The sequence below is a fragment of the Sulfitobacter sp. BSw21498 genome (assembly GCF_006064855.1).
GTDB lineage: Bacteria > Pseudomonadota > Alphaproteobacteria > Rhodobacterales > Rhodobacteraceae > Sulfitobacter.
In genome coordinates this window covers 608,517-623,414 of record NZ_CP040753.1, presented here as the reverse complement: position 1 = coordinate 623,414, position 14,898 = coordinate 608,517, and the positions used below count along the sequence as shown (strand labels likewise).

Annotated in this window: 11 protein-coding genes and 1 tRNA gene; 4 read left to right on the top strand and 8 right to left on the bottom strand. The window is 55.1% G+C overall.

Features of this window, described 5'->3' with window-relative positions; genetic code table 11:
• Positions 1 to 92: 92 nt before the first annotated feature.
• From E5180_RS03070 to pdxH, 8 genes are all read right to left on the bottom strand, one after another.
• On the bottom strand, positions 93 to 1,400 hold the full coding sequence (locus E5180_RS03070) for a TRAP transporter large permease (RefSeq protein WP_138923107.1): 1,308 nt from the start codon (positions 1,398 to 1,400) through the stop codon (positions 93 to 95).
• Positions 1,397 to 1,951: a TRAP transporter small permease gene (locus E5180_RS03065; RefSeq protein WP_138923106.1), complete on the bottom strand. Its 555-nt coding sequence runs from the start codon at positions 1,949 to 1,951 to the stop codon at positions 1,397 to 1,399. The genes E5180_RS03070 and E5180_RS03065 overlap by 4 nt, the downstream gene beginning before the upstream one ends.
• A gap of 25 nt (positions 1,952 to 1,976) precedes the next feature.
• Positions 1,977 to 3,122 carry a hypothetical protein gene (locus E5180_RS03060; protein WP_254700583.1) on the bottom strand — a complete coding sequence of 382 codons (1,146 nt, stop codon included), beginning with the start codon at positions 3,120 to 3,122 and terminating at the stop codon, positions 1,977 to 1,979.
• An 879-nt stretch (positions 3,123 to 4,001) separates the two neighbouring features.
• Entirely contained in the window at positions 4,002 to 7,655 is a 3,654-nt protein-coding gene (locus E5180_RS03055; protein WP_138923104.1) for a vitamin B12-dependent ribonucleotide reductase, read from the bottom strand.
• A gap of 642 nt (positions 7,656 to 8,297) precedes the next feature.
• Positions 8,298 to 8,374: transfer RNA gene (locus E5180_RS03050), tRNA-Pro, on the bottom strand.
• Between the two features lie 74 nt (positions 8,375 to 8,448).
• A complete protein-coding gene (locus tag E5180_RS03045) occupies positions 8,449 to 8,958 on the bottom strand; it encodes a DUF192 domain-containing protein (protein WP_138923103.1) in 510 nt (169 codons plus the stop codon).
• Complete coding sequence (locus tag E5180_RS03040) at positions 8,913 to 9,461, bottom strand: cold-shock protein (RefSeq protein WP_171048887.1); 549 nt, start codon at positions 9,459 to 9,461, stop codon at positions 8,913 to 8,915. The genes E5180_RS03045 and E5180_RS03040 overlap by 46 nt, the downstream gene beginning before the upstream one ends.
• Positions 9,462 to 9,534: 73 nt before the next feature.
• Complete coding sequence (gene pdxH / locus E5180_RS03035; protein ID WP_138923102.1) at positions 9,535 to 10,140, bottom strand: pyridoxamine 5'-phosphate oxidase; 606 nt, start codon at positions 10,138 to 10,140, stop codon at positions 9,535 to 9,537.
• A 219-nt stretch (positions 10,141 to 10,359) separates the two neighbouring features.
• On the opposite strand from pdxH, the gene fabI reads away from it, so the two are divergent.
• The 4 genes from fabI to E5180_RS03015 all read left to right on the top strand — a co-directional run bounded on the left by fabI (position 10,360) and on the right by E5180_RS03015 (position 14,898).
• Positions 10,360 to 11,166: an enoyl-ACP reductase FabI gene (gene fabI / locus E5180_RS03030; RefSeq protein WP_138923101.1), complete on the top strand. Its 807-nt coding sequence runs from the start codon at positions 10,360 to 10,362 to the stop codon at positions 11,164 to 11,166.
• A gap of 4 nt (positions 11,167 to 11,170) precedes the next feature.
• Positions 11,171 to 11,683, top strand: a complete 513-nt coding sequence (gpt, locus tag E5180_RS03025) for a xanthine phosphoribosyltransferase (RefSeq protein WP_138923100.1) — start codon at positions 11,171 to 11,173, stop codon at positions 11,681 to 11,683.
• 136 nt (positions 11,684 to 11,819) lie between these two features.
• Positions 11,820 to 12,986, top strand: a complete 1,167-nt coding sequence (locus E5180_RS03020; protein WP_138923099.1) for an aminotransferase — start codon at positions 11,820 to 11,822, stop codon at positions 12,984 to 12,986.
• Positions 12,987 to 13,053: 67 nt separating this feature from the next.
• A complete protein-coding gene (locus tag E5180_RS03015) occupies positions 13,054 to 14,898 on the top strand; it encodes a peptidyl-prolyl cis-trans isomerase (protein WP_138923098.1) in 1,845 nt (614 codons plus the stop codon).

Below are 14,898 nucleotides of genomic sequence, written 5' to 3'. Positions count from 1 at the left end.
ACTCGTTATCTTCTGAGCTGGTTTTCACCAAGCTTGTCTAAACGTAGAAACGTATGTGCGTTAGGCCGATAAAAATTTTACCGGCCTAACCTCTAATTCAACCATGAGACCGGTATCAATACCAACTCTGGGAAGGCGACAAGTATGCTGCCGATGACCAAGTCAATCATCAGAAACCACAAAATTCCCTGAAAAATACCACCTAGAGATACCTTGTCGCCAACAACCCCTTTGATGACAAAGACATTCATTCCCATTGGAGGCGAAATCATTCCGATCTCAAGAAGTTTGGTTAGGAAGACGCCAAACCAAATGAGGTTAAATCCAGCCGTCTCGACAATAGGTAGCACGATTGGAAGTGTTAGCAGCATTGCGCCGATGGGTTCGAGAAACATACCCAAAACAAGGTATATTACTGCGATCCCGAGGATCAGGAATATCGGATCCGAACCAAAACCGATAACTAGATTTGTTATGAATTCTCCTGAACCGCTGAGCGCGAGGAAACGTATAAGTAAAGCTGCGCCACAACCGATTATAAAAAGGCCAGACGTGGTGGTTAAGGTTTCGACCGCTGCTTCCCAGAGGTCTTCGAAGCTTAAAGAACGAGACGCAATCGAAATAAGTATCGAGAGCACCGATCCCACCGCTCCCGCCTCTGTGGGTGTAAAGAACCCAGCGAGAAGACCTCCGAACACCCCCAGGACCAATACTAAGATCGGTATTGTCTCCCTTAGCGCCCTGAAACGCATTCCCCAAGTGATCTCTTCGTTTACCGCCGGCGCAAGTTCAGGCTTCAACTTCACCCGCACAATAATCAATCCGATGTAACCAAGTGCTGTGATCAGACCGACAGATATCCCGCCCACAAAAAGTGACGCAATTGGGACCTGCGCTATAATACCGTATAGGATCATCAGGATTGACGGGGGAATAAGAGCCCCAAGCGTCCCGGCTACGGCTAGGGTGCCAGCCGCAAGCTTTGGATCATAGTTATATTTGACCATTTCTGGGAAAGCGATCCTACCCATCGCGGCCGAGCATGCGATGGAGGAGCCTGCGACGGCTGCGAAACCAGCGGCCCCAAATACAGAAGCTACCGCCAAGCCTCCCGGCAACGCCGATAGCCATAGACGAGCGCATTTGAACAGACCGCGCGTTAGCCCCGCCCGGTAGCTGACATAGCCCATCATAAGAAACATCGGAATCGAGCTCAGTGTCCATGTGGCTGCAAATGTCTGCGGCACTAGACTGATGGTTCCCCAAGCGGCTCTTGGTCCACTGATCCAGTAAATTCCTACAAAAGACACGCCAATAAGAGCAAATCCAATCGGGACCCTATTCGCCACCAAAAAAACAAGGACACCTATGCAAATCAGGCCTATTTCAAGATTGCTCATAATTGACTATCTCCGCGTAGCGGTTCGTTTTCGGGCAATCTACCAATTAAGAACTGCAAAAAGCGCATGGCTACGAATAGGCACAAAACACCGCACCCTACCGGCAATAGCCAGTAGGACGGCCATACGTACAAACGCAGGCCGGATTCCATGTCGAAGGCCCCAAGTTTGTATTTTTTTAACGCTGTCAACCAAGCGCTGTAGGTAAGCAAGCTGAACACGACCAGCGTAACCAAATGCCCGCAAGCAACTTGAAACTGCCCCCATCGCCGAGGCAACAGTCCAGAAATTGCATCCATGGATATGTGCTGTCCCAGTCGCTCGGTATACGCCAAAGGTAAAAATGCGCAGGCAACCATATAGTATTCAGATACGATTACGATTGTCCCAGGAAGAGACCGACCGAGAATCAAGCGGCTGATAACGTCAGCCGTGACATGTGACATCATAAGCAGGACAGCAATTACAGCCGCCACCATGAGTAGATCGACAATCTTGTCGACCGCCGCCCAAAGTCCAATTGACCCTGGGCGAAGATTGTTTTTGATCATGATTGGAACCCCATTATCCAACAGCCTAATTCAGGCCGTAGGTTTCAAGGTTCAACTTCGAATGTATTTCGGTCCAGTACAGCTCGGTTAAAGCTTCAGTGTCAGTCGGATCAAGTGGGTCGGTCAAAGCTTTCCATTTTTCCAACAATCCTATGAAAGTTTCGACTTTTTCATCAACTTTTTCCAAGCCGAAATCATCGCGATAGATCGCTTTGATTGTCTCGATATCATCCTTGATGAATGCTTCAGTTGCAGATTTCAGATCGGGATCAGCCTCAACTATCGCAATTCCTTGATCACGTGCGGTTTGAAGGTCTATCACTTCTTGCTTCATGTATCCGGTAACCATGAAAGCGGTGGCTTTCGACATACCACGCGCCACTGCCTTGCGATCCTCGAGCGAAAGGCTCAGCCAAAAATCAAGGTTCAACTGCCCGATACCCGAGCCGCCAAATGTCCCTCCTGGCATGCCCGGAGTAATTCCACCGACAACATCAAAAAGGCTTAGGTTACTCATTTCGCCCACTGCGTTGATAGTGCAATCGACAAGGCCCTGATTTAGACCATCGAAAACTTCATTCGCAGAAATCGTTATCGGTGAGGCCCCCATGGTTTCAGCCCAACGTCGAAATACACTCACTGGACCACGTATCGCACGGCCCCTGACGTCAGCGACCGATGATATGGGCTCCTTGCACAGCAACGAGAATTGAGAACCTGGTGCGAACGCTAGCCCAATCTGGTTCTGAGCCAAATTCTGCTCAACGCACTCAGGACATTGAATTGTGACATATTCCATCAACGCCCCACCCACCGTCGCACCGATGCTGGTTGGCCGTTCTCCCAAATTAGCAACCATTGTCAGATCTGCGACGAAATTCTGTTCAGAAAACTCGCTTGGAAAATAGGCGGTTAACAGCATAGTAGAATCCGCCACGCCAGATGTTAGCCCTGGTGAAGCTTGCTTGAGATCCAGCACCGTTAGCGCGAAAACTTCGGTATCAAGATCAGTATTTTCTTCGACATGTTGCGCGAGCGTTTTAAAGGTATCATCTACAATTGATTGAGCCGGGAACCCGTGGGCGATCCGCATTGTATCGGCTTGAGCAACCCCAGCGGCTGACATTAAACTTAGCGCAGCGGCCACCTTTATTAGATTATTTTTCTGCATCACTTTCCTCCTCCTCGCTTTAGCCGCTTGGGCCAAAGCACTCCCCTCGCCAGACTCAGATATCTGACAAAAAAATGATGCACCGAGACGGATTATTTATCAAGTATACTCATTATATTGGTAAAACTCATTTATTATCATATAGTTAAACCAACATCCTACACTCAAAAGATACCAAACCTATGGCAAGATATGGAACGAACTTCAAAACCCGAGGACCATATTTTAGGTAATTACGAAAAGTGTTTGATGATTCTGTATTTCACAGCCATTTCCAAAATGAAGAAATTTTACACCCTTGCACTAGCTCCAAAAATCAAGTCGTAGACACCGACGTTCGCTGAGCAGCAGCGCGGATTTCGAGTGTAAAGCGGACCTTATTACTCAGAATTAGCTATCAAAGTTCAATCTATCACCACACTGCGAATTCCATAGCGCTATTGCTTGTTGGTATAGAAACGAAAAAAGGGTGCCCGGAGGGCACCCTAAGTTTCGCATAGCCAAGCTCATCGTTTACCACTCGTTTGTTTTATGCCTGCGGCTTGGCCGTCGTTAGGGGCTAGCGCACCGGCCCCCTGTTCGATGGAATGAGAGAAGAAACTATCTCTTTTCTCATTTCGAAACTGCTAAGATCTTGAAGCCGCACTAGGGCTCGATGCTATTCCGTTTGTACCCTCATGCCCCCAAAAGATGTCTCGTTCCCCTCCGTGATTGCTGCATTAGGCCATCAAACTCCATAAAGGATCTGCCCCCAGCCCGCGTCAATAAAATCAACAACTTACGCGAACTGGGCGTTAATCACCCTGTAAATGGCCGCCGAAACACTCGAAATGGGCTTCATATGCTTGGCTTTTCATCAACAAACTCACTCAAATTGCTTTAGCTGCAGCCGGACGTGCCGCCGCAGGTGTTGCACTTCATGCAAGTTCCATTGCGGACCAGTGTGTAGTTTCCGCATTCCCCACAGGCTTCGCCCTCGTAGCCTTGCATCTTTGCCTTCACCCGTGCGTCCATGCTGACTGCACCGCTCGAGACCGCTGTGGTTGACCCCACGGTTGCTGACGCGGATAGCTGCGCAGCCTGAGGCATTGCACGGTCCAAAGTCTGGGTGCCGCCCTGCCCATTCCCGCCTTGCAGCAATACCAGATCCTGAGGCATCCGGTTGCGCAGATAGCCGGTTGAGCTAATCTGCCTGAGAACCTCCAGCGACCGCGTTGCCGCAGTTTCCGAGAGCTCTGAGACGTTCACAACGCTTTCCTGATCTCCGCGTCCGATGCTGTCAAAGCTGGCACCTTCAGGCTGGACATGGGCCAGATCAGTGCGATCTAGATAGGACACGGCCAGCTCGCGGAAGATATAGTCAAGAATAGAGGTCGCGTTCTTGATGCTGTCGTTTCCCTGAACCATGCCGGCGGGTTCGAACTTGGTGAAGGTGAATGCGTCAACGAATTCCTCGAGCGGGACACCGTATTGCAGGCCCACGGACACGGCGATGGCAAAATTGTTCATCATCGCGCGGAAGCCCGCGCCTTCCTTGTGCATGTCGATAAAGATCTCGCCCAAGGAGCCGTCTTCGTATTCACCGGTGCGCAGATAGACTTTGTGCCCGCCCACATTGGCCTTTTGGGTATAGCCCTTGCGCCGCTGAGGCATCTTTTCGCGATGCGATTTGATGATCTCTTTGACAATAACTTTCTCGACGATTTTTTCAGCCAGCACGACAGCCTTCTCGTGGTTTGTGCCGGATTCCAGCGTTTCCGCCGCTTCGTCGTCATCTTCGACCAACGCAGAGGCCAAGGGCTGCGACAGTTTTGATCCGTCACGGTAGAGCGCGTTGGCTTTCACCCCGAGGGACCAGGAAAGCTCGTACGCGCTTTGGCAGTCTTCGATCGTGGCATCATTGGGCATGTTGATCGTCTTGGAGATCGCCCCCGAGATAAACGACTGTGCTGCGGCCATCATGTAGATATGGCAGTCCACGGACAGATAGCGCTTGCCCTTTTTACCGCACGGGTTGGCACAATCGAAGATGGCATAGTGTTCAGATTTGAGGAACGGCGCGCCTTCCAGCGTCATCGTCCCGCAGACGTGGTCGTTGGCTGCTTCGATGTCTTTTTTGGAAAAGCCCAAGGATTTCAACAGGTCAAACGTCGGATCATTCAGCTTTTCAGCCGGGATGCCCAGAACTTGGGTGCAGAATTCCTCGCCCAGGGTCCACTGGTTAAAGACAAAGCGGATGTCAAAGGCCTGCGCCAGTGCCGCGTCGATCTTGGCCAGCTCGTTGGGACCGAAACCGTGGCCGACCAGTGTCGTGTGGTTGATCGCCGGTGCGTTCCCGATGGTGCCGTGCCCAACAGCATAGCTTACAATTTCTTCGATCTGCGCAGAGCCATAGCCCAGTTTCTCGAGCGCTGCTGGTACCGATTGGTTGATGATTTTAAAATAACCACCCCCCGCGAGCTTCTTGAACTTGACCAGCGCAAAGTCGGGCTCGATCCCCGTGGTATCACAATCCATCACCAGACCAATAGTACCCGTAGGCGCGATGACGGATGTTTGCGCGTTGCGATAACCGTGTTTCTCGCCAAGGCGCAGGGCCTCGTCCCACGTTGCCGTTGCAATGGCGATCAGGTTGGCTTGGGGGCAGTTGGCTTGATCCAGCGGTACGGGCTTGACCGAAAGCGCCTCGTAGCCGTCTGCATTTCCATACGCCGCATTGCGGTGGTTGCGAATGACGCGCAGCATGTGGTCTGCGTTCTTGGCATGGCCCGGGAAGGCCCCCAATTCACCGGCCATCTCGGCCGAGGTTGCATAAGATACGCCGGTCATGATCGCGGTCAGCGCACCACAAAGCGCACGGCCTTCAACACTGTCGTAGCTAAAGCCCATGTTCATCAGCAAGCCGCCAATGTTGGCATAGCCCAGACCCAATGTGCGGAAGTCGTAAGACCGCTGCGCGATTTCCTTGGACGGGAACTGCGCCATCATCACCGAAATTTCCAACGTAACAGTCCACAAACGCGAAGCGTGCATATAATCTTCGACCATGAACTCCCCGTCTTGCAGGAAGGTCAGCAGGTTCATCGACGCCAGGTTACAGGCCGTGTCGTCCAAGAACATGTATTCAGAACAGGGATTTGACCCACGGATCGCACCATCTTCGGGGCATGTGTGCCAGTCGTTGACCGTGTCGTGGTACTGGATGCCGGGATCGGCGCAGGCCCATGCCGCGTGGCCGACCTGTTCCCACAGATCACGGGCGCGGATGGTTTTCGACACGCGCCCTGTGGTGCGGTCCAGCAGTTCCCAATCGGCGTCTTTCTCGACGGCATGCAGGAACGCGTTGGTGACGCGGATCGAGTTGTTGGAGTTCTGGCCCGAGACGGACGAATAGGCTTCGGAATCCCAGTCGGTGTCATAGGTCGGGAATTCAATCGACGTGTGGCCCTGTTTGGCATAATCCAGTACGCGCTTGACGTATGTTTCTGGGATCGCGCATTTTTTGGCGCTGCGGATTGCTGCTTTCAGCTGTTCGTTTTTCGCGGGGTCATAGGCATCGGCTTGTGTCCCATCCCACGCCTTGATCGCGGCGAAAAGCTTGTTCAGCTCGCGTTCATGCATCTTGGAGCCGGCGACGATAGATGCGACCTTCTGCTCTTCGATGACCTTCCAGTTGATGAAGTCCTCGATATCGGGGTGGTCCGCATCGACGATAACCATCTTGGCCGCGCGCCGCGTGGTGCCGCCGGATTTGATCGCGCCCGCCGCACGGTCCCCGATCTTGAGGAAGCCCATCAGACCCGACGACTTGCCGCCGCCCGACAGCTTCTCCCCTGCCCCGCGAAGGCTGGAAAAGTTGGTGCCCGTGCCGGACCCGTATTTGAACAGACGCGCTTCGCGGACCCACAGGTCCATAATGCCGCCGTCGCCGACCAGATCATCAGCAACCGACTGGATGAAACACGCATGGGGCTGCGGGTGTTCGTAAGAAGAGGTCGAACGCGTCAGCTTGCCAGTTTTATAATCAACGTAATAATGCCCCTGCGCCGGCCCATCGATGCCATAGGCCCAGTGCAGACCGGTGTTGAACCATTGCGGGCTGTTGGGAGCACCGCGCTGGCTGGCCAGAATGTGGCGCATCTCGTCATAATAGGCTTGGGCGTCTTCTTGGGTGGTGAAATAGCCACCTTTCCAGCCCCAATAGGCCCAGGCACCGGCAAGGCGGTCGAACACCTGCTTGGAGGATGTCTCTCCGCCCATCGTGGCACCCTCGGTGGGAACGGAACGCCACAGGAATTCCGGCACCCCCTTTTCTTTGACCTTCTTGGTCTCGGAGGGCACGCCCGCTTTGCGGAAATACTTCTGGGCAATCACATCAGAGGCGACCTGGCTCCAGCTTGAGGGCACTTCGACGTTATCGAGGCGAAAAACCACTGACCCGTCAGGATTGCGGATTTCGGAGGCGGTGCTCACAAAGTCCAGTTCAGCATATGCATCCTGACCGGATTGCGTGAATTTTCTTTCGATTTTCATAAGTGCCGCCCCAATTTCCAAACTCTCAACCCGCGGCATGATGAAGCCGCTCGACGCTGTCGCAGGTGTGCATCGTCGCCTGTACACCGGTCAGGCCGGCCTCGCATCGGTGCCATTTTAACTGGCGCAAACCCGCGATACCTGAAGTCACCTGATCCAAGCGCCGCCCCTATCTGACACCAGATATAGTGCCACGCCCATCAACTCACACAAACTGGCGTATGCAGCCCTATCGGGTCAACGGGTTTATTATCGTCTTACGGAAACTAGAGGCTTGACCGGATCGGCATTTTTTGAAGCTTTGGCGAATGCGGCGATTCAGCAAAATGATATGCACAGAGCACAAACGGGGTGACCCGAATGTGGCATCTCGGATAAAGTTAACAGACACTGGCGTTTAGCACAGTTGCCTCATGCATCGCCTGAGTTATCCACAAAACACCGCACAGCGGGCTGGGGATAAGAAATGCTGAACTGTGGACTATTATTTTTTTAGCAGTCACCAGATCTAGCCTGCAAGGCGGGGCCATTTGGCCACATCTAGAAGGCGGTTCTGTTGCAAAAAGGTAAGATTGCACACAAATACAGCGTTCTGATCTGCATGAAGCAGATCAGGAACACTATATGTGGTGGTTCTTAAAGTGGTCGGGGCGAGAAGATTCGAACTTCCGACCCCCTGTACCCAAAACAGGTGCGCTACCAGGCTGCGCCACGCCCCGACTGCGGCCTACTTAGCCCCAAGCAATCGGATTGAAAAGCCCTAACTGCACAGAAAACGATAGTTTTTGAAGAACTAACAGGGCCACGCGGGATTACGCCCTGCAAAGGCAGGATGGCGCAGCTGTGTGCCGGTGGTAATACCCATGCGCGCGCTTAATCCGCCGTTAATTTCCAACACAGCAAGCAACGCATCACTGCCCCCCTCCAGCGGAGATTCGTCGAGCGGAATGGCATTGCGGTGGATATTCCGAACCACACCCCGCGCATCGATGAACAACAGGTCCAGCGGAATCAATGTGTTACGCATCCAAAAGCTAAGACGTTGGGGTCTGTCATAAATAAATAGCATGCCTGCACTGCCCGGCAGCGATGTGCGATGCATCAACCCTTGGGCGCGTTCACCGTCATCATCGGCGACCTCGACGCTGAACCGCGCCTGTCCCCAATCCCCGCGCAAGGTCACGCTGTCTACGCGACACGCAGCGGACGCGCCGCTTGCAACGGTAACCGCAGCAAGCGCAAGAACGCCCGCGCGGATCAGCTTTGCGCGGTGCCGGATGAATCGAGCCGTATCGTTTCCCATGCATGTACCTCTGCCGCCATTTGCCCGCGCTCACCTTGGATGACACGCAGCGCCAGCGCCTCGCCCGGCTGCAAATCCGACAGACCCGACTGGCGCAACACCTCTATATGTAGAAAGATGTCTTCGCTTTTGCCAAACACATTTGCGAAACCAAAGCCCTTTGACTTGTCGAACCATTTGACCCGGGCGGGTTCCAGTGGTGCTGCAGCCACAAGGGCGGGGTCGATGCCCACAATATCGGACAGGGCCATGGCCTGGGCTGAGGCAGGCGGGTGCACGGCATGGATTTGGGTCGCTTGCACACCGCGTTCGGTCTTGTGAACCGTGAGATCAATACGCGCGCCATCCGCGACAGAGCTTTGACCGTAATTGCGTAACACATTGACGTGCAACAGGATATCGGGCCCGCCTGAGTCAGAGACAACGAAACCGAACCCCTTTGCGGGGTCGAACCATTTCACCACGCCGGAAACGGCAGAGCTATTGCTGGATACTTCTGACACAAATGTCCTTTGGTCTTCTCTAGGTCAGGCAACTGTGTGCCCGCGTACAAAATATCAGCGACAAAAAATCGCCTTATGGGTTTAATCTCGTTACGCTCCAATCGTCGCTTGGTCCGGCACGTCGCCAGACAAAACGGTCATGCAATCTATACTCTCCGTCAGCCCAGAACTCTATCTCAACCGGCGTAATCCGGTAGCCACCCCAAAAAGCGGGGCGGTCTGGGTTTGGTCCCTTCTTGGCGGTAACCTTTGCCACCTCGGCAACCAAGGCCGCGCGGCTGGCAAGAGGGGACGATTGGTCAGAGGCCCAAGCCCCCAACCGGCTTTTGAGCGAACGTGATTTATAATAAGCGTCCGCCTGTGGGCCTTCTTCTTTTGTAATCGTGCCGCGCACACGAATTTGTCGGCGCAGCGATTTCCAATGCATCACAAAGGCGGCTTTGCCCGCCTGATCCAGTTCCTGCGCTTTGGCGCTGGTATAATTGGTGTAAAAGACAAAGGCCGCGTCTTCTATATCTTTCAGCAGAACCATCCGCGCATTAGGCAACCCGTCCGCATCCACAGTGGAAAGCGCGATAGCGTTCGGGTCGTTGATCTCGGTATTTGTGGCTTCATCGAGCCAGCGGCGTGCAATGTCGAAAGGGTTATCACCGGCAAATATACCTTTGCGCGCTTCCATAATCCTGACCCCCTTCTATGCGCAGCAGCGCAATCTTGCGCCATTGCTGTATATCAAATGACATATAAGAACAACTAAAGACACCCCCGCGCCTAGATCCGCCGAGGCGATTTTCTACGGAATGCTCTGAAAGTGCCGCGCTCATCGTGCAGCCTTGATGCCAAACTATCAATAGCATAAACCGGATAAAAGCTCAGTGACATAGTCGAAGGAAAAACAATGGCAAATGACCTTATGGCAGGCAAACGTGGACTTATCATGGGCCTTGCCAATGACAAGTCGATTGCCTGGGGAATCGCACGCATTCTTGCTGACGCCGGTGCAGAGCTGGCGTTTTCCTATCAGGGCGAAGCGCTGAAAAAGCGTGTTGGCCCGCTGGCAGAACAGTTGGGAAGCGACATTGTTCTGCCCTGTGACGTTGGGTCGGAAGAGTCGATCGATGCGTTGTTCACTTCTCTTGGCGAACGCTGGGACGGGATCGACTTTATCGTGCACGCGATCGGGTTCTCGGACAAAAACGAATTGCGCGGGCGCTATGTGGACACCAGCCGCGCCAACTTTGCAATGTCGATGGACATCTCTGTCTATTCCTTCACCGCTGTGATGCAGCGCGCGGAAAAGATGATGAAGCCGGGCAGTAGTGCGGTGACCCTCACCTATTACGGTGCGGAAAAAGTGATGCCGCATTATAACGTGATGGGCGTCGCCAAGGCTGCACTGGAAGCGTCGGTTAAATATCTGGCCGAAGATCTGGGCAAAGACGGCATCCGCGTCAACGCGATCAGCGCCGGCCCGATCAAGACTTTGGCCGCCTCGGGCATCGGCGACTTCCGCTATATCATGAAGTGGAACGAATATAATTCGCCGCTGCGCCGCAATGTCACAATCGACGATGTGGGTAAATCGGCGCTGTTTCTGCTCAGCGATCTTGGGTCTGGCACCACGGGCGAGAACCTGCATGTGGACGCGGGCTATCATGTTGTTGGCATGAAAGCCGTCGACGCCCCAGACATGACAAAGGAATAACGACATGAGCAAGGATGCCTCGCGCCTGCCCCACGAAAAAGGGTTCCACATCAGCTGGGACCAGATTCACCGTGACAGCCGAGCGCTGGCGTGGCGATTGGACGGTATGGGCCCTGACGATGGCGGCTGGCGGGCTGTGGTCGCCATCACCCGTGGCGGTATGGCCCCCGCGATGATCGCCGCGCGCGAGCTGGACATCCGCACCGTCGATACGATTTCGATCAAGTCCTACGACCATCAGGACCAATCAGAAGCGGTCGTACTGAAAGCCCCCGATGCCGAGTTGATGGGCGACGGAACGGGCATCTTGATCATCGACGATCTGGTGGACTCAGGCAAAACCCTCGAGGTCGTCCGCCAGCTTTACCCCAATGCACATCTGGCGACGGTCTATGCCAAGCCCAAAGGACGCCCGCAGGTGGATACGTTCATCACCGAGGTCAGCCAGGATACTTGGATTTTCTTTCCTTGGGACATGGCCTTGCAATACGTCGAACCCTACCGCGGCAAGGACTGAACGCGCGCCCGAAGACACATGCCTTCGGCGAGGATTCAGAACCATTTGGAAGCAGACGCTGCGTGCAGTCTAGGGCTCCATTCAGGTTCGCTCGCCGGAGCATCCCCTCCCTCGCCTAGCCAGGAGCACCTTTGACATGATCCCGCGTACCGCAGCGACTTTCTCTCCTCCGGTGATGGAGGCGCGCAAGTGGTTGACAGGCGTCCATTTTGACGCTGACCGGCCCTTGATCAACGTCAGTCAGGCTGCCCCTGTCGACCCGCCCCCGCAGGCGATGCGTCAGGCTATGGCGGATGTCGCGCTGAATAATGATGACGCGCATCTTTATGGTCCAGTTCTGGGTCTGCCCGAATTGCGCGACGAGCTGGCCGCTCAGGTCAGCGCCCATTACGCCGGTGCCGTGGAACCTGCGCAGGCGGCAATTACATCAGGCTGCAATCAGGCATTTGCCGCTGCGATTGCCACGCTTTGTACCGAGGGCGACGAGGTGATCCTGCCGGTGCCTTGGTACTTTAACCATAAGATGTGGCTGGATATGTCGGGCGTGGCCGCCGTGCCGCTGGCTGTGGGCGACGCGCTTTTGCCTGATCCCAATCACGCGGCCTCGCTCATTACCGACCGCACCCGCGCCATTGCCTTGGTGACGCCAAATAACCCCGGCGGCGTCGAATATCCCGAAGAGCTGGTGCAGGCGTTTTTCGATCTGGCCCGCGCCCGCGGCATCGCGCTGATCGTAGATGAAACCTATCGTGATTTCGACAGCCGTTCAGGCCCGCCGCACCGTCTGTTTCAAGACCCCGACTGGCATGACACGCTGATCCACCTCTATTCCTTTTCCAAAGCGTACCGTCTGACGGGGCACCGCGTGGGTGCGATTGTCGCATCAGAAGACCGGCTGACCGAAGTCGAGAAGTTCCTTGATACGGTTGCCATCTGCCCCGGGCAGATCGGACAGCATGCCGCCCTTTGGGGGATGCAGAACCTTGACAGCTGGCTTGCCGGCGAGCGGCGTGAAATACTTGCGCGGCGTCAGGCCATCGCGGATAGCATGCACAGGTTGGACGCCAAAGGCTGGAAGCTTTTGGGGCTTGGTGGCTATTTTGCCTATATGTCCCATCCGTTTGAGGAAAGCTCTGCTTTGCTGGCCCCGAGGTTGGTACGCGATGCGGCGGTTCTGACGTTGCCCGGCACGATGTTCCACCCGACAGACGACCCCACCGGCGCGCGTCATTTGCGGATCGCCTTTGCCAATCTGGATGTCGCAGGGATCGACGTGCTGTTTGACCGCCTGACACAGGTCTAACGGGCCTCTTGCCCCCCTGCTACGCACCGCATAGACAGGGCAAAATGTGCGTTTAAGGGATGAGACCATGAAAGCCAAAGGCAACAGCTTTACGAAAACCGCAGTATGGGGGCTCATGGGTCTTTTGATCCTGGGTTTAGGCGGTTTTGGGGCGGTCAATCTGAACGGCAGCGCACGCACCGTCGGCGAAGTGGGCGACAAATCGATCTCAGTCGATAATTATGCCCGCGAGCTGCAACAGCAGATCCGCGCCATCGAAAGCCAGTCCGGCGAGCAGCTTAGCTTCCAAGAGGCGCAAGCCATAGGTCTGGACCGCGCCGTGCTGCAACGTTTGGTGCGTTTGCGCGCGCTGGACAATGAGGCTGACGAAATGGGTTTGTCGATCGGTGACACAAACCTGCGCGAACGTGTTGTCGACATTCCGTCTTTCCAAGGCGTGGACGGCAACTTTGACCGCGAGGGATATCGTTTCGCGCTGCAACAGGCCGGTCTGAGCGAAAACGAATTCGAACAATCCCTGCGCGAAGAAGCAGGCCGGACGCTGCTGCAACAGGCAATCACCGGCGGTGTTTCCATGCCCGAAGCCTATGCGAATACGCTGGTGTCCTATGTGGGCGAGCAGCGCAGTTTTACATGGGCCAACCTGACCCAGGATGATCTTGATGCGCCCCTGCCCGACGCGACTGATGCGCAGCTGCAAGCCTTTTATGACGACAATGCCGATCGCTTCATGCTGCCCGCCAGCAAGACGATCACCTATATCACGATGGGTCCGCAGGATCTTTTGGACGAGGTTGAGCTGACCGACGAAGAGCTGCAGTCCGCCTATGACGACCGCGCCGACGAGTACATCCAGCCAGAACGCCGTCTGATCGAACGTCTGGTCTTTCGTGATCAGGAAGCTGCCGATCAGGCCGCCGCCGCACTGGAGGTTGACGGCACCACCTTCGAGGCGCTTGTGGCCGACCGTGGTTTGTCCCTGTCGGATGTTGATTTGGGGGACCTGAGCCAGCAACAGCTTGGCGCAGCGGGCGACGCTGTGTTCAACGCTGAAGTCGGCGATATTGTCGGCCCCCTGCCCAGCAACCTCGGGCCTGCATTGTTCCGTGTGAACGGCGTGCTGCCGTCGCTGAATACCACCTTCGAAGAGGCGCGCCCGACGCTGGTACAAGACTTGGCCGCCGACCGCGCTGCGCGTCTGGTCGAGGTCCGCGCCCGTGATCTGGACGATCAACTGGCCGGTGGTGCCACGCTCGAACAGATCGCAGAAGACAGCAAAATGAACCTCAGCACTATTGAATGGACGCAGGATAGCAGCGAAAGCATCGCTGCCTATGCCGGTTTCCGCGAAGCCGCGACGCGCCTGACCGAGAATGATTTTCCACAGATCGAACAGCTGGATGACGGCAGCGTATTTGCCATGCGTCTTGACGGCACCAAAGAAGAACGCCCCAACCCATTCGACGCCGCGCGCGCCGATGTGGCAGCGGCATGGCAAAACGAACAGTTGATCGACGCCCTGCGTGCCAAAGCAGAAACCTTGCAGGCAGAGCTTGCTGATGGGGGCGATTTCGCGGAGCTGGGGCTTGAGCCCAAGACCGGTACCGACCAGTCTCGTGATGCCGTTGTCAGCGCTGCCCCCCAAGGGTTCATTGCCGCTGTGTTTGATGCAGCAGCCGGTGATGTGAAGCTGCTTGAAGGCACCGACGAGGTCGCACTTGTGCGCCTTGATAGCATAAAAGATGCCGCCAAGGATGACCGGATGACACAGGTCAAAACCAAGATTGCCACGCAGCTGGATAATCAGCTTTCTCAGGCGCTGTTTGCTGCGTTTTCCGACGACGTGATCCGCCGCACGGCACCGCGCGTCGACCAGCAGGCGATTGACGCCGTTCACGTGAACTTCCCCTAA